This is a genomic window from Kribbella steppae (assembly GCF_004342025.1).
GTDB classification, from domain to species: domain Bacteria; phylum Actinomycetota; class Actinomycetes; order Propionibacteriales; family Kribbellaceae; genus Kribbella; species Kribbella steppae.
In genome coordinates, this window is sequence record NZ_SLWN01000012.1 from 106,610 (window position 1) to 128,672 (window position 22,063).

The following is a 22,063-nucleotide window of genomic DNA, read 5'->3' on the forward strand; positions in this document are numbered from 1 at the left end:
TCAGCCACCGAGCACCACCACCTTGTGGACCGCTCGACGCCAGACCAGCTGCAAGAGCAGGAAGAGCACCAGCACCCAGCCGAGCTGAACCGCCAGTGTGCCGAGCAGTTCGGCCCCGTGCCTGGTCCCGAACCAGATGGACAGCGGCGCGTAGATCTGCGCCTGGAACGGAAGCCAGCTGATGATCGGTTGCAGCCATCCCGGCATGAACCACAGAGGAATCAGGGCGCCGGACAGGAACGCCGACCCGAACCTGTACAGGATCAGGACGCCGCCGATCTCAAGGGTCCAGAAGGCAGTCATGGACACCAGCAGATTGATGGTCATGATGTTCGCGATGCCGAGCACCATCGACACGACCCAGGCCAGCAGGTCGAGCAGGGAGTGCGGCGCCTTGACTCCTCCGAGCGCGAGGCCGGTGATCAGACCCGCGGCCCCGATGGGAAGCCTGCCGACCATCGTGCCGCCGGCTTGGGCCAGGTTCTGGCTGATCAGCGATCGTGGCCGCATCATGTCCACGCCGATCTGGCCGCGCATGACTCGCTGTGGGAGTGACGAGAACTGCCAGGGCATGACGACGGACTGAATACATGCGGCCAGTACGGCGTACGCCACCGCGGTGGAGCTCCCGATCCCGGCCACCTCGTCATGACCGGCGTACAGAACGCGCCAGACGACCACGGTCAGGGTGGCCTGGATGACCAGCCCGACGACGCCGAACAGGAGGTCCGCGCGGTAGGCGAGGACCGACCGGTACCCGGCCCGGTAGAGGCCGCGCAGCCCGGTCAGGCGCGTGTTCAGGGTATCGACGTACATCAGCTGCCCGTACTGCGTGCCGCCGCCGGTGTCCGTTCCGTGTACAGCTGCCGGATCACGTCCTCGAGGTCGGGCTCGAGGACGGACAGGTCGGTGATCGGGTAGCGCGAGGTGAGGTCGTGCACGACCTTCGGTGCGGCCGTCGTCTCCGGGGAGAACCGCAGCGTCGCCTTGAACGGGTCGGCCGAGACCACCTGCGCGAACGGGGACGAGATGGTGGTGGCGTCGAAGTCGGTGCAGTGGACCACGATGTCGCGGCTGGTGACGTACTGCGCCTTGAGCATCTCGACATCGCCCTCGTACAGGATCTTGCCGTGATCGATGATCACCACGCGCCGGCAGAGTCGCTCGACGTCGTCCATGTCGTGGGTGGTCAGGATGACCGTCGTACCGCGGCCGGCGTTGACCTCCGCGACGAACTCCCGGATCTTGCCCTTGGCAACGACATCGAGTCCGACCGTCGGTTCGTCGAGATACAGGATCGGCGGGGCGTACAGCATGGCGGCGACCAGGTCGCCGCGCATCCGCTGGCCGAGCGACAGCGATCGCACCGGGGTGTCGATGAACTCGTCCAGATCGAGCAACTCGGTGAATTCCCCGAGCCGCGTCCGGTAGGTCGCCGGATCCATGGTGTAGAGATCCCTGATGATCTCGAACGAGTCGCGTAACGGGAGGTCGTACCAGAGTTGGGTTCGCTGCCCGAAGACGGCGCCGATGGTGCGAGCGTTACGGCGCCGATCACGCCAGGGGACCTGACCGGCGACCGTGACGGTGCCCGAGGTGGGGACCAGGATGCCGGTGAGCATCTTGATCGTCGTGGATTTCCCGGCGCCGTTCGGGCCGAGGAAGCCGACCAACTCACCGGGATCGATGTGGAAACTGATGCCGTCGACAGCCTTGGTGATCTTGCGCGCCCGGGTGAACAGCGACCTGGTGCCGGCAAAGCGCCCGGGCCGCACATCGGGCCGCCAGAATTCCTTCGTGAGATCGGCGACCTCGATGATTGGAGTCGCCAACGACCCTTCATGGCCGGAGCGCGCGTCCGATGGCGTGTGCTGCATCAGCGATCCCAGCTCCCCACGGCCACCCGGCGACGATAGCAGCAGCCTCCTCACTTCGACGATGGAATATCACGCGGTGGTCTTGCCCCGCCGGGCCGGTTCGGTCAGCTGATCGGCGGTCAGGACAGGGTGATCAGGCGGGAGCCGTGGGCGGGAACGCCCTTGGCGGTCCAGGACTTGTTGAAGCTGCCGAGGTCGTGGCGGTTCGCCAGGTCGCGGACCTTCCGATTCCCCTTCACACCAAGCTGGTCCCACGGCACCGTGATGTCGGTGGTCTGGTCGCCGAGGTTGTAGACCGCGACTGCGAGGCGGCCGTCGGGCAGTCGCTTCTTCCATACCTGCAGGGTTCCGCTGGTGACCTGGGCAGGGATCACGCCGGCCTGATCGACCGCGATCACTTCGCGGTTGGTGAGGATCGACACGGCCTTGTCGTCCAGGTTGGCGATGTCTCCGCCGACGTACAGCGGTGACGAGGCCATCGACCAGAATGTCATCACGCTCTGCCGTTCGATGTCGTTGATGCCGTCCTGGATGCCGGCGCCGGTGTTGTTGGAGATCGGCATCGAGTCGAGGTCCGGCCAGTAGTTCGGCGCGACCACGTCGAGCCATTTCGGCAGGTCCTCCCACCGGTTGTCGACCGACGACGTCCAGGTCGACACGGTGTTGCAGTAGCACTCGATGTCGGTGTCGACGCGGACGCTGTTGGCCCAGGGCTTCAGGCCCTCGCCCGCCTCGCGTGGCACCGGCCAGGCGCTCGCAGTGAGCCACATCTTCCGGCCGCTCTGGTCGATCGCCTTCGACCAGGCCTCGATGTCCGGGATGTTGTCAGTGGTGACTCCGTCGCCTCTGACGGGTCCGCCTCGTGCAGTTCGACAGGACGTATGCGCCTGCTGCCAGCCATTCCCCGCCTTACCCCACCCGGTATGCGGCTCGATCGCCCGACACCTCCTGTCGAACTGCACCAATCTGACGTTTCTGGATGCGGCAGCGGGTCAGGGGCGGCGGAGGTAGTACTCGGTGAACTCGCGGCAGCGTCCTGCGTCGTCGAAGCGCATGACGAAGCAGTTCTCGTAGGTGCGGACGACCGGCCCGTCGCGCGTTTCGCGGTACTGCGATGTGCCGGTGGCCACCACGGTGTCACCGTCGACCGCGACCGGGGAGTATTCGGCGTCGTAGGTGCCGGGTGCGTCGCGGGTGGAGGCACTGGCCGAGGCGCTCTCTCCTAGCCAGGATGCGACGACGGCGTCCCGGCCGGCGATCGGCTCGTCGTACGGGTGGTAGCGGTACGCGACGTTCTCGCTGAACAGCCGTGAGATGTCGTCCGGATCGTAGGACCTCCACGCCTCGACGTACCGGTCGAGCCAGTCCTGAGCGGTCTCGTGGTCCATTGGCCCACCTTAATCCGCTCATCACTGTCTGGATAACGCACCACCTCGTCGACTCTGGTAGTTGACGGCGGCAACTGGTTTTGGATAGTTGACTACGGCACCCATCCGGCCATTGACATAACGTGACAGTTAACCTAGCGTCAGGATCAGTTACGAAACGTGATCGGCGGGGGCATGCAATCGCCGGTCGAACGGGGTGCGAACACGTTGTCTGCCGGCGGTAGGCCCGGACCTGTCCTGCTGCCGATGATGATCTGCTGACGTCGATTCTTGCCGTGCTCTTGTCGAGTACCGGCTGACGGGTCCGTCGAGCGTGTGACCGCGGAGCCTCCTTTGGCGAAAGCGCTGTGAAACGGGCGCAACCAGTCGTGGTGATCTGTGGGTCAGGCGGCTTGATCGAAGGATGAGATGAGTCAGTCATGAAGCCGTCCAGGTCTTTACCGGTAGGTCCTCGAATACGCCTCAGCGTGCTGGCGGTGACGGCAGCGTTCGCCGTCTCCGCGGCCGGTCTGCTGGGAACCGACGGCAGCGCCTCGGCGGCGGCCGTGCCGGTGCCCCTGGGGACCGCCGAGAGCTTCGTGGTCCTCGCTGGTGCGGGAATCACGAACACCGGACCCACCGTGTTGACCGGGGACATCGGCAGTTTTCCGAATCCGGCGATCAGCGGCACCGGGACGATGACGATCACCGGAACGAACCACGCCGGCGACAGCGTGACCCAGGGGGCGAAGGACGATCTGGTCACGGCCTACAACGTCGCGGCGGGAGAGTCGCCGCCAACGCCGATCACGGACGACCTGGGCGGGAAGACGCTGAAACAAGGGGTCTACAACTCGGCCTCCTCGATGGGGTTGACCGGAGCCCTGACCCTCGACGCCGAGGGCGACGCGGGGGCGGTCTTCGTGTTCCAGGTGGGATCCGCGCTCACCACGGCGACCAGCAGCAGCGTGGTACTGACCAACGGCGCCCAGTCCTGCAACGTGTTCTGGCAGGTGGGCAGTTCGGCGACGCTCGGGACCGAGACCCGGTTCCGCGGGACCATCCTGGCGTTGACGTCCATCACCATGGACACCGGCGCCAGGGCCGTCGGCCGGATGCTGGCCCGCAACGGGTCCGTGACGCTCGATACCAACACCATCACCAAACCACGCTGCACGCCGACGACACCGCCGACGACACCGCCGACGACACCGCCGACCACGCCGCCGACGACACCGCCGACCACGCCGCCGACGACACCGCCGACCACGCCGCCGACCACGCCGCCGACGACACCGCCGACGACACCGCCGACGACACCGCCGACCACGCCGCCGACGACACCGCCGACGACACCGCCGACCACGCCGCCGACCACGCCGCCGACCACGCCGCCGACCACGCCGCCGACGACACCGCCGACCACGCCGCCGACCACGCCGCCGACGACACCGCCGACGACACCGCCGACGACACCGCCGACGACACCGCCGACCACGCCGCCGACGACACCGCCGACCACACCGCCGACCACACCGCCGACCACACCTCTACCTCCGCAGGTCACCGAGATCCCCGAAGGTTCCGTGGGTACCGGGGACGCATCGGGTGAGTCGATGTGCCTGATCGAGGCTCCGACCGTCTCGTGGTTCGGTTGGATAGCAGCCGGCACCCCATGAAGACCGGCGCAGCGGTTCTGCTCGTCGCGACAGCGTTGGCTGTGACCGGGTGTTCAACTGAGTCAGGCACGGGGCCGACTCAGCCCGGCCCCACCTCAGCCGACGTCACACCAAGCGGAACCGCTGCGCCAACCATCACTGTGATCACGCCGAGCCCGCTCGCGGCACCCACCAGTCGGCCGCGACCGCGCACGTCCAGCCCATCACTCCGCCCGGAGCCGTCCGCCGAACCGTCCCGGTCACCACCGCCCAGCAACAGACGCAGGCCGTCGGCACCGATGCGGAGGTCAACCCCGATCCGGGTCGCGATCCCAGCGATCGGGGTGGACTCAGGCCTGATGCGCCTCGGTCTCAAGCGCAACGGCACTCTGCAAGTACCCCCGAACGGCTTCCCGGCCGGCTGGTTTACCGGCGCGCCCACACCGGGTGAGAAGGGCCCAGCCGTCATCGCCGGCCATGTCCGCTGGTCCGGACGGGCAGGCGTCTTCGCGAGGCTGGCGTGGCTGAAGCCGGGGGACACCATCGTGGTGACCCGGCAGGACCGCTCCGACGCCGTATTCCGGGTGACCCGGGTCAGGCAGTATCCCAAGTCCACCTTTCCCAGCGCCGCGGTGTACGGCGACCTCGACCATGCCGGATTGCGCCTGATCACCTGTGGCGGGCTGGACGACAGGTCAAACAAGTACGAGGCCAACATCGTGGTATTCGCCGACCTGGTCGCCTGAGCCCACAGCGCAATGCCTGACGTTGCCGTGGCTTTCGCGAGGGGCATGAGGGGTCGGGACGGTATGGGATGCTGTGCCGATCATGAGCGAGGTCGCACGTCAGGACGCAGCGCGGCCTGTGACGCCGCAGACTGCGGAGTCGCTGGCGAGGAGCGTGCTTCCGCCGCAACTTTCTCCGGGATCAGCGGTTGCGGGCGGTGCTGGACAAGGCTGCCGAGGTCGGCCAATGGGGTAAGACGATGCCGAAAGGCATTGCGCAGGGTGTCGGGCTGCACGCGGAGTACCGAAGCGCGATCATTGTCCTCGGCAACGAGTGCGCAGGCGGCGGCGCGGTAGGCGGTGCCGTCAGTTCGTGCTCGTCCAGGGCTGCAGTGGCATGGGGCAGGTTGGTTCGGTGTGGGCGTCGGTCAGGTCGTAGGCCACCAGCGGGCAGCGGCTGCAGTACAGGAGGCCGGATTCGGGGTCGGTGAAGAGGTCGTGGCCGTGGGAGTTGCCGGCGGCTGGGCAGGAGGTGGCTTCGATCTCGGCGCGGTTGGTGAAGTGTGCGCCGCACCTGAAGCAGACCGGGACTGCTATGGAATGGCCCTGTGGTGTCACCCGGGACAGGTCCACCACTTGATGGCCGTTGATCTCTGCGAACACGTCGGTCACGGCACTCTTTCCCCAGGGAAGGTGTGGACTTCCCTCCTCGGTGCCCAGCGCAAGGATTTCTACGCATTCCGGGCAAAGAAGCTACACCGAGTCGTCCGCGGCGGGTACGTCGTCGCGGATCAGGAGGAGACGGTGCAGCATCGTCAGTTTGATCGTGGACTCGAGCTGTGGCCGCAGCCGGGCCAGGCACAGCGTGCCACCGGCATTCTCGGCCAGCTTGTGGAGCCGGACGAAGGCTCCGATGCCGCTGGAGTCACAGAACGCCAGCTCCGCCAGGTCCAGAATCAGCGAGTGCCCGGCTGCTGCGAGCGGCTGAGCGACCTCCAAGAAGCCGGCCGTGGTGCCGAAGTCCAGCTCGCCGGAGACGCTGATCACCAGGTCCGACCCGCGGTCCAGTACGGCGACGGACAGCAGTTCGTCACTCACCGTCGGACCCTCGTAGCTTCCGGGTGTCGATCAGATCCTGCGCGACGTCGCGCAATTTGAGGTTGTTCTGCTGTGAATAGCGCTTGAGAATCTCGAACGCGCTGGTCTCGTCGAGGTCGAAGCGTTCCATCAGAATGCCCATCGCCTGTCCGACGAGCTTGCGCGCGTCCACCGCCGCGGCCATCGTTTCGCCGTCTCGCGCCGAGGCGACGGCGACCGAGGCATGCCGGGCCAGGATGTGGGCGATCGCTTCGTCGTCGGCGGTGAACGCGTTCGGTTCGGTGTTGAACAGCGACAGCACACCGATGAGTTGCTCATTCGCCCACATCGGGACGTGCAGCGCCGATCCGACCCGGTCCTGCGTCAGCCGTGCCGCCCAGGCAGGCCATCGTTTCTCAGCCTTGACCTCGGGGACGTGCACGACGACTCCTTCGCCGAGCGCGGTCAGCATGGGGCCCTCGCCGACGTCGGCCTGCAACTGGTAGATCTCGGTGACCAGGGGGTCGGTCACGGCTGCGGTCTCCAGCTCGCCGCGCAGGGTGAGTACGACACCGGCGTAGGAGCATGCCTCCGCCTGAAGCGCGAACTGCACGACTGCCTCGACCGTCTCTTCCACGCCTCCCGCGTCGTGAAGTTCGACCGCGAGGCGGGCAAAGGCGCCTGCTCCGAATGCCTCCTGGTGATCCAGCGTGACATGCTCGGCCGCCGGGTTCACGATGGGGTTCTCGACGCCGGAGAGCCGGCCTGACTGATCCATGGCCAACATGATGCCTTGCCGCGACAGCCGCTCGGACAGACGGCGGCGAATCAGCTCACAGGTCGAGCCGGTACCCCGAGTGCGAGCAAGGCGGTGTCGTCCGAGAGGCGAGGTCCGAAGCCGGCGAGTACGTCGGAGAGTGCCGTGACGAGTGCGTCCGGTGACGTCCCGGCGTACTGCGTCGCCAGCGTCCGCAAGGCGTCCGGACCGTAGAAATCACGCCCGCCGTTGACCCGGGCTTCGGTCAGTCCGTCGGTGTAGAGCAGCAGCATGTCGCCAGGATCGAGCGTGACGTCGGTCTGCGGAAACTGCGATGACGGCAGGATGCCGATCAGCGTGCCATCTGGACTGGAGAGGAACTCGCAGCGGCCGTCGGCGCGAATCAGCAGCGGTGGCGGGTGGCCGCCCGATGCGAACCGGATCGCGACGCGGCCTGTCTCGAGGTCGCTCTGCAGAGTCCCGAAGACGGCCGTGCAGTAGCGCAGGTCTCCGCCGGCATACCGCTCGTGTAGTAGTGCGTTCAGAGTGCCCAGCGCTGCAGCTGGGTCGTGCATCGCGGCGGCTCGCAAGGTGTAGCGAGCCACCGAGGTCACCGCGGCAGCGGCGGGACCTTTGCCGCACACGTCGCCGAGGAAGAAGCCCCAGTGTTCGCCGTCGATGGCGAAGAGGTCGTAGAAGTCGCCGCCGAGTTCGTCGGGTGAGGCGGTGTGGTAGGTCGCCGCGGTCGCCACTCCCGGCACCTCCGGCATGGTCGCCGGCAGCAGGGACTGCTGGAGGACGGCCAAGGCGTCCTGCAGTCGGGCGCGATCCTCCTCCGCTTGATGCCGGGCCACCTCGGCGACCTTGCGCTCCCGCAGCAGCTCCTCTTCGTACGTACGCCGGATGTGCGCGTCGAAGATCGTGGTACGGATCAGCAGTGGCCGGCCCGTGTCGTCGTACTTGACCACCGACGACACCAGGATGGGCATCCGCGCGCCGCCGGCCCGCTTGAGTTCGAGAGCGACTCCGCCGACCTCGCCTTGCATTCGCAGCAGGGGAGCGAAGTGGGTCTCGTGGTAGAGCTTGCCGCCGACAGTCAGCAGGTCGGGGAACCGAAGTCGCCCCACAACCGCGTCCCGGGGCAGGCCGAGCCAGTCGAGCAACGTGCTGTTGATCGTGACGATCATCCCGTCCATCGACGTCGACAGGTGGCCGCTGGGGGCGGCGTCGTACGCCTCCTCGGCGGTGTCTGCCCACTCGATGCCGTCCGTCATCTCAGGTGCGCGAGAAAATCCGCGATGGCTTGGTTGGTGGCCTCGGGCGCCGACAGGTGCGGGCAGTGACCAGTGGCGTCCAAGGTGACCAGAGTCGAGCCCTGGACGGTGGCCTGCATATACGCGCCGACCTGTCGCGGAGCGATCACATCCTGGGCCGACTCGAGGATCAACGTCGGTACCCGGACCGTGGCCAGATCCGCGCGGGAGTCGGACAGGAACGTCGTCCGCGCGAACACGCGAGCCATGGCGGGATCGGTCGCGCAGAAGCTGTTCGTCAGCTCCTCACTGAGCTCGGGCCGATCCGGCGTACCCATGATGACCGGTGCCATCGCGGCGGACCATCCGAGGTAGTTCGACTCCAGCGAGCTGAGCAACTCGTCGATGTCCTCGACGCTGAACCCGCCGCGGTAGTCACCGTCATCGACGTAGCAGGGGGAGGGGGCGACCATCACCAATGCCCCGATCCGCTCCGGAGCCTTCTGTACGGCCAGTACGCCGATCATCGCGCTGACCGAGTGCCCGACGAACACTGCATCGGTCAGGTCGAGCGCGGCACAGACCTCGAACACATCTTCGGCGTACCCGGCGAGCGAGGAGTAGCGCAGCTCGTCGAAAGCCGACAAGTCGGACCGGCCCGAACCGACGTAGTCGAAGAGCACCACCCGGTGATCCGGGGCCAGAGCGGGAACGGTCAACCGCCACATGTTCTGGTCACATCCGAACCCGTGCGCCAACACAACCGCCCGCCCGCCCGGGTTGCCGGTCTCGACGACGTTGTTCCTGCGCAAGATGTCCACCCACCCATCCTCGCAGCCATAGCCAGCACAGCGGCATCAGCCAGTGGGTTCGAGCAGTCCCAGCTGGTTTCCGTCGGGATCCGCACAGGTCACGAGACGTTGGCGTCCGCTCGCCACGATGATGGGGTCGGTCGTCGTGATGCCCTTTGCGGTCAGTTCGGCGACTCGATCGTCGAGATCGTCGATGAAGAAGTTGACCGTCGTTCGGCCTGACTTGCCTGGATCGTGGAAGACCTGAACGACGCCCGCATCGCTCAGATGCCACTCGGCCAAAGAGTCCATCGGGCGCTGGTCCGCAGGCCGCCCGAAGAACGCTGCGTACCAGTCGCAGGCCTCGTCGAACTCTGCGACCGGTAACACCGCCAGGACTGCGTTGATCGCCATAGTGCCGCCTCTCCGGGCCGAAGCCGCGGGCTAGGGGTGGGTGGTGATGGTCAGCTCGATGCCTTCTGGGTCGGTGAGGGTGCAGTGAGTCGGAGACTTGTCGGTGATGACCTGGCCGCCTGCGGTGACGGCTGTGTCGATGCGGGCCTGGAGCTGATCGTACGGAACGGTGAGATTGAGGTGGATGCGGTTGCGCTGCCGGCGTCGGGCGTCCTCCGATGCGTCCATCTGCTGGAACATGATGACCGGATCCAGTCGGCGCGGATCGTAGATGTCGGTCAGGAAGGTGCGCGGGTCGTGCCGGTAGCCGAGCACGGTTGTCCAGAAGGCCCGGACCGCGGGTACGTCGACTGCGTCGATGGCGAGCTGTACGAAGCGCAGGCGAGTCGTGTCCGCGGAGAGACCCAGGTCGTGCGCGGCGGTCTGGATTCGACTGGCCAGGTCCACGAACCGGGGCTCGGCCGCACCCTCGTCGTCCTCCCACAGGTCCTTCCCGCTGTCGATCGTGACGCCGTCCGCCCGTAGGTCCACCAGCAAGGGAATGCCGGCGTCGTCGGCCAGCGCGGCAACGGTCGTCGCGAGCCGGCTTGCCTGCGGAGGCGACGCGGTCGGGTAGAACGTCATCGCGCCGAACATCGCCTGCCAGTCGGCGGTCTCCGGCTGCTCCGACAGCTCACCGCCCGGGACCAGGTCGATCTCGTTTCCTTCGGCGTCGGCGATGGTCAGGTCGAATGCGCCGTACGCTTCGCGACCGAGGGCGGCCTTGACCGCCTGCACCGCTTCGGGCGTCCGGCCGACGTCGACGTGGATCCGATTGCGCAGCGGCCGTGGCTGATCCTGGCGGTGGAACGAGATCGCCGGATCCCGGCGCAACGGATCTCCGAGGCCGCTGTCACCGATCGGCTCGTAGGCGAGCGTCGTACGCCAGAACGCCGTCACCGAAGGCCCATCCATGGCATCGATCGCAAGCTGAACAGTCTGCAGCGCGGCCGGATCGGCCGCCAAGCCCAGGTCCTGAGCCGCCGCCGAGACCGCGCGAGCGAGGTCCACGTCGGCCTCAGTGAGATCCGGAGAACCGATCCGCACGCGTACGCCGCCGGCGCGCAGATCCAGGTCTGGCAGGCTGTTGCCGTCCGTCAATTCGGCGATGCGGCCGATCAGTGCCGCACCTGCCGTCATCGACGGCGCGTCGAACCAGGCACTCGCGCCGATGCCAAGGCTCCGCCAGTCCTCGACGCCGCCCGCTTGCTGGAACTCGCTCGTTCTCGTCATGGCCTCACGCTAGACCTGGTTCCGGACGAACCACGTCCGGAACTCCGGAGCACCCGTTCCCCACCTGCCGTCACAGCAGTTCCGCCCGGTCCCAGGCACGGTGCATGCCGACGAGGGCGAAGAGGTCGGTGGTGTAGGCCTTGGTGATCGCCTCACCGATGAGGATGCCGGGAGCGGTGGTATCGATGCCGGCCTCGGTCAGGACGTTGTCGCCGTCGCCCCAGGCGCCGATCAGCTTGCAGTGCCTGAAGAGTTCAGTCAGCAGGACGGTCAGCTTGCTGTCCCTCAGCGTTGGGTTGCCAGCGGCAACGACAAGGGCGTCGTACTCGATGGAACGAGTGGTCAGGAGGGTACGGTCGACGGTTTGGGCAGTGCGTTTCGTCTTCAGTGTCCCGCCGACCGGCGCAATGACCCGCAGTACGGCGCCCTGCGCCTCGACGGCGCGGCGGAGCCTGCCGATCCCGGCAAGGTCCGAGCCGTGATCGGCGACGACGCCGATCACTCGGCCGGCGATCGGACCCGGGGCGAAGGCGATCTGCGACAGCGCGGGCGATGGGACCACGCCCGACGGCGGAGTGCCTTGGGGAGCAGGGAGACCGAGTCCGTCGGCGACGGCAGTACACAGGTCGGCGTCGACGTGGGCCAGGACGCCGAGCATCCGTTCGCGGATCGCTTGCTCGTGGCACTTGCCCAGTTCGAAGGTGAACGCTTCGACGATATGAGTCCGCTCGACCTCGCTCATGCTCGACCAGAACAGTGCCGCCTGGGAGAAATGGTCACCGAACGAGACAGGATTCGCGCGGATCTTCGGCCCGGCGACCTCGCGCGGCACGTGCACTAATGCTCCCTCAGCTTCGGCCGCGGGGACAGGCTCCTGCTCGCCGCCAAGGCTGTTGGGCAGGTACGGCGCCACACCGCGATGCACCGCGGTCTGGTGCATGCCGTCGCGCAGGTTGTCGTTCACCGCGGCATGCGGGCAGTTGATCGGGAGCTGGGTGAAGTTCGGTCCGCCGAGTCGGGTCAGTTGGGTGTCGAGGTAGGAGAACAGGCGCGCCTGCATCAGCGGGTCGTCGGTCACCTCGATCCCGGGCACCAGATTACCGGTATGGAAGGCGACCTGCTCGGTCTCGGCGAAGAAGTTCGTCGGGTTCCGGTCCAGGGTCAGCTTGCCGACCAGCTGTACCTCGCACAGTTCCTCCGGCACGATCTTCGTCGGGTCGAGCAGGTCGATACCCTCGAACGTTTGATCCTCCGAGTCGGGCATGATCTGCAGTCCCAGCTCGAACTCCAGTGGCGCGCCCGCCTCGATGCCGTCGGCGAGGTCGCGCCGGTGGAAGTCGGGATCGGCGCCGGCGGCGAGCTGCGCCTCCTCCCAGACCAGCGAGTGGATGCCGGCCACCGGCTTCCAGTGAAACTTGACCAGACACGTTTCGTCCTGGGCGTTCACCAGCCGGAAGGTGTGGACGCCGAAGCCTTCCATGGTCCGGAACGAGCGCGGGATGCCGCGGTCGGACATCGCCCACATCACGTGGTGGGTCGCCTCGGTGTGCAGTGAGACGAAGTCCCAGAAGGTGTCGTGGGCGGTCTGGGCCTGCGGGATCTCGCGGTCCGGGTGCGGTTTGCCCGCGTGGATGATGTCGGGGAACTTGATTCCGTCCTGGATGAAGAAGACCGGCATGTTGTTGCCGACCAGGTCGAAGCTGCCCTCGTCGGTGTAGAACTTCACCGCGAAGCCACGGACGTCGCGAACGGTGTCGGCCGAGCCGCGGGAGCCCAGCACGGTCGAGAAGCGCACGAACACGGGGGTCTCGCGACCGCGCTGGAGGAAGCCGGCCTTGGTTGCCGCCGCGGCGTTCCCGTAGGCCTGGAAGGTTCCGTGCGCAGCCGCGCCGCGCGCGTGCACCACCCGCTCCGGAATGCGTTCGTGGTCGAAGTGGGTGATCTTCTCCCGGAGGTGGAAGTCGTCCATCAGGCTTGGTCCGCGCGGACCGACCTTCAAAGAGTGGTCGGTGTCGGCTAGGCGGAGTCCCTGCGCCGTGGTCAGGAACGGCCCTTCCTGAAGCCTGCCTCCGGCCTCTTCGACGGGCCGTACGTCGGCCGCTGCCGCCGGCGTGCTCGTACTGCGACGTGTGGTGGCGGCTGTGCGTTTCGGGGGCATCGGGTCTCCTCAGTGGCCGGTGTGCGCAGGCCCGGTACCCCTGGTCAGTCCTGTCGGACTGTCAACTCGATCGATGCCGTCCAGTTCAGTCGGGGAGTTGGCCGGTGTCCAGCAAGTGCTTGGCCACCTGGCGGAGTTTCTTGTTCCTGTCCTGGGAGTAGCGCCGCAAGATGTCGAACGCGCGGTCGCCGTCGATGCTGAATCTTTCCCTCAGGACGCCGATGGCTTGGCCGATGCACTTGCTCGCTTCGACCGCTTCGAGCAGGGACTCGCGCTCTTGCGCCGCGGCGATCGCAACAGCGCCATAGGTGGCGACCCGGGGCGCCCTGATATCGGCAGCGTCGAAGATGTGCGGTCGTTCACTGGTGAGGTTCAAGGCGCCGATGGTCGTCCCGGCAGCGGTGAGCGGGATGCTGAAGATCGAGCGGCCCCTCGGCGTGATCACCTGGGTCCACTCGGGCCAACGGATCTCTTGCCCGGTGTCAGGGACGAGAACACTCAAGCCTGTAGACATCGCAGTGACGCACGGCCCCTGGCCAAGACTGAGCTGGGCCGCCAGCGCCGCGGAGGAGGCGTCATCAGTTGCTGCGGCCGACCACAGTCGGGTACGGCGCTTCAGCGCGATGGTGGCGTGGTCAGGTGTGAGGAACTCGACCGCGAAGGACAGGAAGCGATCAACGGTCTGCTGGACATCAGGCGCTTCGTGCAACTGCACCACCAGGTCTTCCAACCGGTCCTCGTCGGAAACAGCCGCCGATCGATCGATCGCGGCTGCACGGTGGGACAGCTCCGACGGGTCTGTCGGTTGGGACTCCGGGGTGACGTCTGGAAAGGTCACGGACTTCCTCCTTGCAGCCGGTGCGGTCTGAATGCCCTCGATGCACGCTCGGCCACATGGCTGAAGTCTCGATGTGCCCGGGTCAGACGAGGCCCGAGGCTCCGGCTGCCGCCCACTGGGGAGTAGGTAGGAAGACAACTCTTTCTACTCCCTGTTCGAGCCCGTGTCCAGGGCGTAGGGTGGCGCATCATGACGGTTACTGGGACTGCGGAGCGCCGGGCGTCACCCCGGCAGCGCATCCTCGACACCGCCTACGAGTTGATCGCGCAGCGCGGCGTACGCGATGTCGGCGTCGAAGAAGTGATCGCCAAAGCGGGCATCGCCAAGGCAACGCTGTACCGGCACTTCCCCTCCAAGAACGAACTCGTCCTAGCCGTCCTCGAGCATCGCGAGCAGGTGTGGACCCTGGGGCTGGTCGAAGCCGAGGCCCGGCGGCGCGGCAGCACCGGCGAAGAGATGCTGCTGGCGATCTTCGATGTCTTCGACGACTGGTTCCGCAGCGACGGGTTCGACACCTGCACGTTCGTCAACGTGATGCTCGAGATGGGTGCGACACATGTCCTGGGGGAGGCCAGCATCCGCCACCTGGAGAACATCCGCACCGTGGTCGCTCAACTGGCCACCGAGGCCGGCCTGCGAGAACCCGACGAGTTCGCGCGCTCTTGGCACATCCTCATGAAGGGCTCCATCGTGTCCGCCGCGGAGGGCGACCTCGAAGCCGCCCGCCGCGCGCAGGCCATGGCGGCCGCCCTGATCGATCAGCACCGCTGAGCGCTTCCCGGCCAGAAGAAGATCCGGTCGTCGGTTCCTTGCCGACGACCGGATCTGCTGATGGGGGTGGTTCAGCTCTTGGCGTCGCGTTGGAGCTTCTGCTTCAGTTGATCCTTGGTCAGGCCCGACGTACCGGACACGTCGGCGTTCTTCGCCTGCTGTTCCAGTTCTTCGCGGGTCATTTCGCCGGGCTGGTCGCCGAGGTGCTGTTTGCGGCTGGCGGCGAAGGCCTCGCCGAGTTCGCTGCGGCGCTGGTCCGACAGGTTCGAGCGCATCCCTGGCAGAACCTTGGTCTCCTCCTCCTCGACGTGATGCGTCACCGCGTCGACCAGGTTCTGTAGCGCCTTGTCGAACTCGGCCGAGGTCGGGTCGGTCTTGGCGAGCTTGGCCAGCAACTGGTCCGCTTCGACGTGCTCCTGCTGGCTGTGTGAGACCTCTTCCTTCTCACCGGCCTCGGCTGCCGCGACCGGGTAGACCTCTGCTTCCTCGGCGCGGCTGTGTGCGGTCAGCAGGGTGGTGAGCACCGGTAGCAGGTTCGGGCGCTTGTCCGGATTCTGCTTGAGCTCGTCGAAGAGCCGCTCCACCTCGCGGTGGTCCTGCATGATCAGATCGACTACGTCGGCGGGCATCTCACTGTCCTTTCGTCTGTTCTGGTGCCGCGCCCGGTACCCGACTTCACACCTTCGGCCGCAGACGATCAGGCTTGTCCTGCGTCGCTGGGCGCGGTGGGCACACGTGGCCTGGCAGCTGACAGCAGCGAAATGTCCCGATGGCTCACATTGCCTTGCTCAGTGGGGTTACCGGGTTTGCCGACGGGTACCGGCCTGGCAGTTCAGGGGTGGTACGACAGAGTGCCATTTGACGTCTTGGTCGGCCGCGCGCCGACCCCGCAATTCATGGTGCGAGGTACGGCTTCCGTCGCTGTTTCGCCCGATTGGATCCTTCTCTCCACAGCTCTCGCCGCCCTTGTCGAGCGGCGGATCAGACGCGTGCGGGGACGAGTTTCGCAACACCCTCAACATGCTCCTGGAAGGAGTCGTCACATGACGCCCACGACGAACCATCGGATGGACGCTGACAGTCCACCTGCAGAAGGCGTGGCCGAGGCAGCCCGGGACGAAGCCGGGCAGCTGAAAGAGACGTCGGCCGAGGCCGCTCGTCAGGTTGCGGGGACCGTCAAGGACAAGGCGTCGGACGTGACGTCGGATCTCGGTCAGCAGACCCGGCGACTGGCCGGTCAGACGCGGGACGAACTGGTCCAGCAGGCAGGCCAGCAGAAGGAGCGGGCCGCGCACAGTCTTCGCTCAGTGGGCGATGAGCTGCGCGGGATGGCCGAGCATGGTCAGTCCGGCCTGGGCACTCAGCTGGCTCAGCGCGGTGCCGAGTTCACGGATCAGGCTGCGGACTTCCTGCAGAAGCACGAGCCTGGCGACTTGCTGGAAGAGGTGCGCGGCCTGGCCCGGCGCAAGCCTGGCACGTTCCTGCTCGTGGCCGCGGCGGCCGGCGTGGTGGCAGGTCGCCTCACGCGTGCCTTGGCAGCGGGCGGCACCGGTACGACGAGCGGCACCATGAACGAGCGTGGTGGGTCGGCGGGTAGTGCGGCCGCCGACGACTATCTCGTCCCGCCGCCGCCGGCGCCGACGAGTGCTCCGCCGGTCGCCCCGACCTCGACACCGCCTCCTGTCCCCACCCCGACAGCGCCCGACCGGGATCCACGGACGTCGGCCACGCCCAGGTTCGGGCCCGGATCGGACCAGTGACATGACTGTCGGCGGATCACCACCGGGCAGCGATCCGAGGAGGTTGTCGATGGATGAGTCGGTCGGCGAGCTCGTCTCCCAGCTGACCACCGATCTGGGACAGCTGACCCGCCAGGAACTGGCGCTGGCCAAGGCCGAGCTCCAGGCAGAGGCGAAGAAGGCCGGCAAGGGCGCGGGGATGCTCGGCGGTGCGGCCTTCGCGGGCTGGATGGTCGCTCTGTTCATCTCCTTGACGGTGATGTGGGCCCTGGATGAAGCCATGGACCTCATCTGGGCAGCGCTCATCGTCGCCGCCGTGTGGGCGCTCGTTGGCGCCGTCCTGGCGATGACGGGACGCAAGGAGTTGCGCGAGGTCGATCCGAAACCCGACCAGACGGTCGAATCACTCAAGGAGGACGCGAAATGGCTGAAGACCCGGAACAGCTGAAGCGAAACATCGAGCAGACACGGCGCACCGTCGGTCGCGACGTCGACGCCTTGACCGAGAAGGTCAGTCCCACTCGCGTTGTCGGCCGACGGGTCGATCGCGCCCGGTACGGGGCTCACCGGTTCAAGGAGCGGGTGATGGGCTCCGTGGAGTCGGTCGGCGGTACAGCCGGCTCCGCGGTGTCATCAGTGCAGGACGCAGGGAGCAATGTCGGTGACGCTGTCGGTTCAGCACCGGACAGGGCTCGGGCGAGAACCCGCGGTACGCCGTTGGCCGCCGGAGTGATCGCGTTCGCGGCCGGATGGGTCGTGGCCGCGGCACTCCCCGCGTCCACGAAGGAACGCGAGCTGGCTCAGGAGGCCAAGGACACAGCGATGGACGCCGCCGGCCCCGTGAAGGAGCAGGCTGCCCAGATGGCCCAAGAGGTCAAGGAGAATCTGCAGGAACCGGCGCAGGAAGCCGTGACGCACGTCAAGCACTCCGCATCCCAGGCAGCCGGCGAGGTGGCGGACGAGAGCCGGTCGGCAGCGCAGCAGGTTGCCGGAGATGCGAAGGACTCAGCGGACAACGTCCGGCAGGCTGGTTCCTCGGGCCGATGAGCGACGAACGACGGCCGGACGTTCCGGGAGTGGATGCCGACAAGCCGACGGAGATCCCGGCGGCGGGCTGGTGGCAGGTGATCAGGCGGGCTTGGGCGGAGGCCAAGGCCGATCAGGTGCCGCTGCTCGCGGCCGGCGTCGCGTTCTTCGGTTTCCTCTCCCTGTTCCCAGCCGTCGTTGCTGCGGTGCTCGCCTATGGCCTGATTGCGGATCCGGGGCAGATCCGCGACCAGGTCGGAGAGCTGGCCGCAGCGATGCCGGCGTCGGGGCGAGAGTTGCTGCTCCAGCAGCTCGACACCCTGACGTCGGCACCGCGGCAGGGCTTGGGGATCGGAGTCATCGTGGCCGTGCTCGCCGCGCTGTGGAGTGCCTCCGCAGGTGTCGGGTATCTCATCTCCGCGGTCAATCTGGCCTACGACGAGGAGGAGACGCGCGGATTCGTCCGCCGGAAGCTACTCGCTCTGGGCATGACGTTGGGAGCGGTCCTCTTCGTTCTGCTCGCGATCGGTCTCTTCTCGGCCGGCGCAGCGATTGGTGAGGACCTGGCGACCCCGGTCCGGATCGGGCTCGAGGCGCTTCGGGTGGTCGTTGCCGTGGTGCTGATCATGGCGGCGCTTGCGGTCACTTTCCGGCTGGGACCTGATCGGGACGCGCCCCGGATTCGTTGGGTGTCCACGGGCGCCGTTGTCGCGACGATCATCTGGCTGCTCGCGTCGGTCGGCTTCTCGATCTACGTCCAGACCTTCGGCAACTATGCGAAGACCTACGGCAGTCTGGCCGGGGCGGTGATCCTGATGCTCTGGCTGTGGCTGACCGCGTACGCCGTACTGCTGGGAGCTGAGATCAATGCGGAGGCGGAGCAGCAAACGGCACGGGACACCACCAAGGGCGAGCCTCGCCCCCTCGGCCGGCGAAACGCCGTCAAAGCCGACTCCATCCCGCAGCAGCCCGGCGTGAACCGTCAGTGACGACCTTCCAGGCCGATCGCGTCGCGCAACTTCTGGGTGGCTTCCTCGAGGGCTGGATCGGTGCGGGAGTGCGATGCCATCAATTCGGCTAGTGCCTCGGCGATCACGTTGAGCTTCTCCTGGGACGCTTCCTCGGCTCGGCGGGCGGCGTTCTCCAGCAGAACCAGGAGGAGCAGGGTGACCACACTGGCCACCGTGTGGATCGCGACCTGCCAGGCTTTCAGATCGACCCAGAGCGGGAGACTGGCCAGCCAGACAATGACGATGCCGGCGCAGAGGAAGAAGAACGGCGCCTGGCTGACGCGCAGGTACGCCGCCTGCACGAACCGGTCGAACAATGAGCGCCGATCACCCTGCACCCGGGTCTGAGCAGCCTCGCTTCGCTCCATCCGCCGGAGCCTAGTCCGCTCCTCGCGCTGCGGCATAGCGCTCGCATCCCGGATGCTCGACAGTCAGTTGTCGTTCTGGTCCTCCGACCGCTGGTGACGACGTCAGCCCGTCACTGATGGTGTCCGGCGGGAGAGTGATTGCGGGCCCGCTCCCCCTGTCCCCTCCGAAGAGGGGCGGGCCCGCAATCGGACTGTGGTTGGGCAGACTCAGGCCATCCGTTGGAGGCGGCGACGGCGTAGTTCGCGCAGCACGGCTTGCTTATGCCGGATCAGGACAATCAGTCGATTGACATCGCCGGACCCGCGGGCCGGGCGCAACTCGTCCTCGACGGAATGCAGGGCGAAGATCAACTGTCGCACCGAGCTGGTGTCGTGATCGCGCATAGAGGCCTCACAGATCGGAAGATCCGGCGCCCGACTGTCTGAGGCTGGACCACTATCACCGCTGAAGGTACTCGGATCAAGTCCTCGGCCATATTCGGCCACTCTGGACTGCGGTGGCGGTAGATGGTACGCAGGAGTGGATAGGAACGCTCGTGAGCGATCAACGGAAGTTGCGGAGTGTCGGGCCGGTACCGCAAGGCGGTGAGCCCAGGCCGGTCCAGCTTGCGGACGAGCTGAGCGACCTGGCCCGTGGCCTCCACCACGCCGACGCTCCGGACGACGTACTGCGAGAAGCGGTACAGGCCGCGATCGACCTCGTACCTGGGGCACAGGCCGGTTCCGTGACGGCTCTCGTCGGCGGAAAGCACGTTCAACACAAAGCGGAGTCGGGCTCGCTGCCTGCCCGCGTCGATTCGGTGATGTCCGAATTGGACCAGGGTCCGTGTCTGGACGCCCTGCTGCTACGCCGGATCATCCGGGTCGACGACATGAGCCGGGAGACCCGCTGGCCGGACTTCGCCCCGCGCGCGACCGAACTGGGAGCGCGGAGCATGCTTGCGTTTCCCTTGTTCGTCGAGGACGACAGCTTGTGCGCGCTCAACCTGTACGCCGACCAGGCTCACACCTTCACCGACGAGTCCGAGCACGTCGGCAGGTTGCTTGCTGCGCATGCGGCCGTTGCCTACTCGGGTGCGCAGCGGGAGGAGCACCTACTCGCTGCTATCGAGACCCGAGACCTGATCGGCCAAGCGGTCGGCCTCCTGATGGAGCGCTACTCGATCGGGGCTGATCGAGGCTTCGGCACGCTGGTTCGCTTCAGCCGCCAGTCCAACCGAAAACTCCGCGACGTGGCCACCGAGCTCATCCGCGACGCCGAAGCCGGCGCCCGGAAGTAGGGGGACCGGGGGCGGGGGCGTCGAACTGCGCAAGCGTGGGACTTATGGCCCTGACGGGGGTGGCGTTGCTCGGCGCAGGCTGGGATCAGTGCGGCGGTCGAGGGGGCGAGGATGGGCACCAAGGAACGACGGGGTGAGCCCTGGGTTGTCATGCGGGCCCGACGGTTCGGGTTCGGCCGTAACCGTTTGCGCCGGCGGGTGGATCGCATCGAGTCGATGCTGTTCCTCGGTGCTGTCGTCCTGGCCTTGCTGGCGGTACCGATCGCGGCCGGTGTCGGTTCGTCGGTCGGCAACTCCCTGGAGCACTCGGCGGCACAACGCCGCGCGGAACTGCGGCAGGTCATCGCGGTCGCGCTCGAAGACGCGCCGTTGGCGATCGGCGTGGCTCCGGGGCAGGCGACCTCGACCGTGCGGGTCGGCTGGGAGGACGGCATCGGTCACCGACGACAGGCCATGGCTTCTGTTGCCATCGGCACCAAGATTGGCGCCGAGGTGATCGTCTGGCTCGACCGTTCCGGTGCCGTGGTGGCGCCACCGAAGCAGCCCGGTAACGGTACTGCGGTTGGTTCGGTAGTCGGTCTTTCGGTGGTGATGGCGACGTGGTTGTTGCTGTGCGGACTGTTCCGGCTGGCCAGGGTCCCGCTGGATCGTCGTACGGCGCGCGACTGGGAACGCGAGTGGGCAGAGGTCTCACCCCGCTGGACCCGCCGACAAACCTGACAACACGAGTCGAGTCAGCTCAGTGCGGTGTTCAGGGATGCGCCGCTGCTGCAACCGGAGTGGTAGGTCCCGGCAAGCCGTCGGCGGATGTCAGTAGTGCACGGAGGCGGCTGACGAAGCGGGCGGTGGGTGCGCCGTCGACGACGTCGTGGTCGACGCTGACGGTCAGTTGGAGCCATTCGCGCTCGACCAGTTGACCGGCGCAGAGGGCGGGGCGGACGGTGATGCCGCCGATGACGATGCCGAGGGTGTGCAGCTGGAAGGCGATGCCCCAGCCGCCGCCGGCGCCGAACATCCCGACGGCGGTGACGCCGACGGTCCCGGCCACCGCGCGTTGGCGTTCCGGGAGCCGATGCAGTACGCCGAGCAGCGCAGTACGCACGATTGCCGGCAGAAGCAGATACGCACGGGCCCAGGACTCCTTGCGCACCGACGGGCTGCGGCTCGGATCGGCCTTCACCGCGCGGATCTCATGATGGATGTCCTGCACGGATTGGCGGTCGGCGGCACGGATCACATGGGTGAAGGCGAAGGGGACGTCGTCGTCCAGGGTGACCTCGACCGGCAGCCCGATATCGACGTGGTCGTAGATCACCTCCCGGCCGCGGAGGTCGCGGTACGCCTGGACGGCCGGCTCAGCGGCCACGGCGCGGCCCACGCAGGCGATCACGAACGCGGTGAAGGAGAGATCCTCGCCAGTGGCGAGCCGATGGGCGCGCAGCGCCTGGCGAGCAGAGGTCACGTCGACCTCGAACAGGCCGTGGATGGCGTGCCGGCGGTGTGCGGCTCGGCCGGCGTCGATGACGAACTGCCGGACCCAGGGCACCGGCACGACCTTCGCGTCCTGACGCTGCACGATGCCACCTCTCAATTGCTCGTTCGCCGTCAGCTGAGGTGCCTCCGGTCGACATGTCTCTAGCGAACGCCAACGACCCCCACACCGGGCAGGGCCGGAGGGCATC

Annotated in this window: 26 protein-coding genes; 9 read left to right on the top strand and 17 right to left on the bottom strand. The window is 67.1% G+C overall.

The features are described from left to right. The 4 genes from EV652_RS31370 to EV652_RS31385 form a co-directional block, all read right to left on the bottom strand. On the bottom strand, positions 1-816 hold the full coding sequence (locus EV652_RS31370) for an ABC transporter permease (protein WP_132212896.1): 816 nt from the start codon (positions 814-816) through the stop codon (positions 1-3). Next, positions 816-1,832: an ABC transporter ATP-binding protein gene (locus EV652_RS31375; protein WP_242002125.1), complete on the bottom strand. Its 1,017-nt coding sequence runs from the start codon at positions 1,830-1,832 to the stop codon at positions 816-818. Before EV652_RS31375 ends, EV652_RS31370 begins: the two co-directional genes overlap by 1 nt. Positions 1,833-1,996: 164 nt before the next feature. Then, a complete protein-coding gene (locus EV652_RS31380) occupies positions 1,997-2,839 on the bottom strand; it encodes an alpha-galactosidase (protein WP_255512649.1) in 843 nt (280 codons plus the stop codon). Positions 2,840-2,869: 30 nt separating this feature from the next. Continuing rightward, complete coding sequence (locus EV652_RS31385) at positions 2,870-3,265, bottom strand: nuclear transport factor 2 family protein (protein WP_132212899.1); 396 nt, start codon at positions 3,263-3,265, stop codon at positions 2,870-2,872. A gap of 419 nt (positions 3,266-3,684) precedes the next feature. Between EV652_RS31385 and EV652_RS46250 the strand changes: the two genes are divergently transcribed. Continuing rightward, positions 3,685-4,923: an ice-binding family protein gene (locus EV652_RS46250; RefSeq protein WP_369410054.1), complete on the top strand. Its 1,239-nt coding sequence runs from the start codon at positions 3,685-3,687 to the stop codon at positions 4,921-4,923. 278 nt (positions 4,924-5,201) lie between these two features. Beyond that, entirely contained in the window at positions 5,202-5,648 is a 447-nt protein-coding gene (locus EV652_RS44780; protein WP_199238492.1) for a class F sortase, read from the top strand. 345 nt (positions 5,649-5,993) lie between these two features. Here EV652_RS44780 and EV652_RS31400 read toward each other — a convergent pair whose 3' ends face one another. The 9 genes from EV652_RS31400 to EV652_RS31440 form a co-directional block, all read right to left on the bottom strand. After that, entirely contained in the window at positions 5,994-6,299 is a 306-nt protein-coding gene (locus tag EV652_RS31400; protein ID WP_132212901.1) for a hypothetical protein, read from the bottom strand. A gap of 81 nt (positions 6,300-6,380) precedes the next feature. Then, a complete protein-coding gene (locus tag EV652_RS31405) occupies positions 6,381-6,725 on the bottom strand; it encodes an STAS domain-containing protein (protein ID WP_132212902.1) in 345 nt (114 codons plus the stop codon). Further along, positions 6,718-7,482 (bottom strand): GAF and ANTAR domain-containing protein, encoded by a 765-nt coding sequence (locus EV652_RS31410; protein ID WP_132212903.1) that lies wholly within the window; start codon positions 7,480-7,482, stop codon positions 6,718-6,720. The genes EV652_RS31405 and EV652_RS31410 overlap by 8 nt, the downstream gene beginning before the upstream one ends. A 50-nt stretch (positions 7,483-7,532) precedes the next feature. Further along, on the bottom strand, positions 7,533-8,735 hold the full coding sequence (locus tag EV652_RS31415) for a PP2C family protein-serine/threonine phosphatase (protein ID WP_132212904.1): 1,203 nt from the start codon (positions 8,733-8,735) through the stop codon (positions 7,533-7,535). Then, on the bottom strand, positions 8,732-9,535 hold the full coding sequence (locus EV652_RS31420) for an alpha/beta fold hydrolase (RefSeq protein ID WP_132212905.1): 804 nt from the start codon (positions 9,533-9,535) through the stop codon (positions 8,732-8,734). Before EV652_RS31420 ends, EV652_RS31415 begins: the two co-directional genes overlap by 4 nt. A 36-nt stretch (positions 9,536-9,571) precedes the next feature. Beyond that, positions 9,572-9,919: a VOC family protein gene (locus tag EV652_RS31425; RefSeq protein WP_132212906.1), complete on the bottom strand. Its 348-nt coding sequence runs from the start codon at positions 9,917-9,919 to the stop codon at positions 9,572-9,574. Between the two features lie 30 nt (positions 9,920-9,949). Next, positions 9,950-11,191 (bottom strand): 4a-hydroxytetrahydrobiopterin dehydratase family protein, encoded by a 1,242-nt coding sequence (locus EV652_RS31430; protein ID WP_132212907.1) that lies wholly within the window; start codon positions 11,189-11,191, stop codon positions 9,950-9,952. A 70-nt stretch (positions 11,192-11,261) separates the two neighbouring features. Next, the gene (locus EV652_RS31435; protein ID WP_132212908.1) at positions 11,262-13,349 is read right to left on the bottom strand and encodes a catalase; all 2,088 of its coding nucleotides are present in this window, start codon (positions 13,347-13,349) and stop codon (positions 11,262-11,264) included. A gap of 85 nt (positions 13,350-13,434) precedes the next feature. Beyond that, positions 13,435-14,187 carry a GAF and ANTAR domain-containing protein gene (locus EV652_RS31440; protein WP_158441302.1) on the bottom strand — a complete coding sequence of 251 codons (753 nt, stop codon included), beginning with the start codon at positions 14,185-14,187 and terminating at the stop codon, positions 13,435-13,437. A gap of 189 nt (positions 14,188-14,376) precedes the next feature. Here EV652_RS31440 and EV652_RS31445 point away from each other — a divergent pair, with 189 nt between their 5' ends. Next, positions 14,377-14,958, top strand: coding sequence for a TetR/AcrR family transcriptional regulator (locus EV652_RS31445; protein ID WP_132212910.1), 582 nt, complete (start codon positions 14,377-14,379; stop codon positions 14,956-14,958). Positions 14,959-15,029: 71 nt separating this feature from the next. Here EV652_RS31445 and EV652_RS31450 read toward each other — a convergent pair whose 3' ends face one another. Next, a complete protein-coding gene (locus EV652_RS31450; RefSeq protein WP_132212911.1) occupies positions 15,030-15,587 on the bottom strand; it encodes a hemerythrin domain-containing protein in 558 nt (185 codons plus the stop codon). Between the two features lie 414 nt (positions 15,588-16,001). On the opposite strand from EV652_RS31450, the gene EV652_RS31455 reads away from it, so the two are divergent. The 4 genes from EV652_RS31455 to EV652_RS31470 are packed head-to-tail and all read left to right on the top strand — an operon-like array spanning position 16,002 to position 18,712. Beyond that, positions 16,002-16,718 carry a hypothetical protein gene (locus tag EV652_RS31455; protein ID WP_132212912.1) on the top strand — a complete coding sequence of 239 codons (717 nt, stop codon included), beginning with the start codon at positions 16,002-16,004 and terminating at the stop codon, positions 16,716-16,718. Positions 16,719-16,767: 49 nt separating this feature from the next. Continuing rightward, on the top strand, positions 16,768-17,145 hold the full coding sequence (locus tag EV652_RS31460) for a phage holin family protein (protein WP_242002127.1): 378 nt from the start codon (positions 16,768-16,770) through the stop codon (positions 17,143-17,145). Then, complete coding sequence (locus EV652_RS31465) at positions 17,121-17,744, top strand: DUF3618 domain-containing protein (protein ID WP_132212914.1); 624 nt, start codon at positions 17,121-17,123, stop codon at positions 17,742-17,744. The genes EV652_RS31460 and EV652_RS31465 overlap by 25 nt, the downstream gene beginning before the upstream one ends. After that, a complete protein-coding gene (locus tag EV652_RS31470; RefSeq protein ID WP_132212915.1) occupies positions 17,741-18,712 on the top strand; it encodes a YihY/virulence factor BrkB family protein in 972 nt (323 codons plus the stop codon). Before EV652_RS31465 ends, EV652_RS31470 begins: the two co-directional genes overlap by 4 nt. Here EV652_RS31470 and EV652_RS31475 read toward each other — a convergent pair. Both EV652_RS31475 and EV652_RS44210 read right to left on the bottom strand, forming a co-directional pair. Next, positions 18,706-19,101: a low affinity iron permease family protein gene (locus EV652_RS31475; RefSeq protein WP_132212916.1), complete on the bottom strand. Its 396-nt coding sequence runs from the start codon at positions 19,099-19,101 to the stop codon at positions 18,706-18,708. The two genes, EV652_RS31470 and EV652_RS31475, sit on opposite strands and share 7 nt — an antisense overlap. Positions 19,102-19,308: 207 nt before the next feature. After that, positions 19,309-19,485 (bottom strand): hypothetical protein, encoded by a 177-nt coding sequence (locus EV652_RS44210; protein ID WP_158441304.1) that lies wholly within the window; start codon positions 19,483-19,485, stop codon positions 19,309-19,311. 152 nt (positions 19,486-19,637) lie between these two features. On the opposite strand from EV652_RS44210, the gene EV652_RS31480 reads away from it, so the two are divergent. Beyond that, complete coding sequence (locus EV652_RS31480) at positions 19,638-20,381, top strand: GAF and ANTAR domain-containing protein (RefSeq protein WP_132212917.1); 744 nt, start codon at positions 19,638-19,640, stop codon at positions 20,379-20,381. Positions 20,382-20,492: 111 nt separating this feature from the next. Next, positions 20,493-21,101: an Rv1733c family protein gene (locus EV652_RS31485; RefSeq protein ID WP_132212918.1), complete on the top strand. Its 609-nt coding sequence runs from the start codon at positions 20,493-20,495 to the stop codon at positions 21,099-21,101. A gap of 31 nt (positions 21,102-21,132) precedes the next feature. Here EV652_RS31485 and EV652_RS31490 read toward each other — a convergent pair whose 3' ends face one another. Next, positions 21,133-21,957 carry a 2-oxo acid dehydrogenase subunit E2 gene (locus EV652_RS31490; RefSeq protein WP_158441306.1) on the bottom strand — a complete coding sequence of 275 codons (825 nt, stop codon included), beginning with the start codon at positions 21,955-21,957 and terminating at the stop codon, positions 21,133-21,135. Positions 21,958-22,063: the final 106 nt, after the last annotated feature.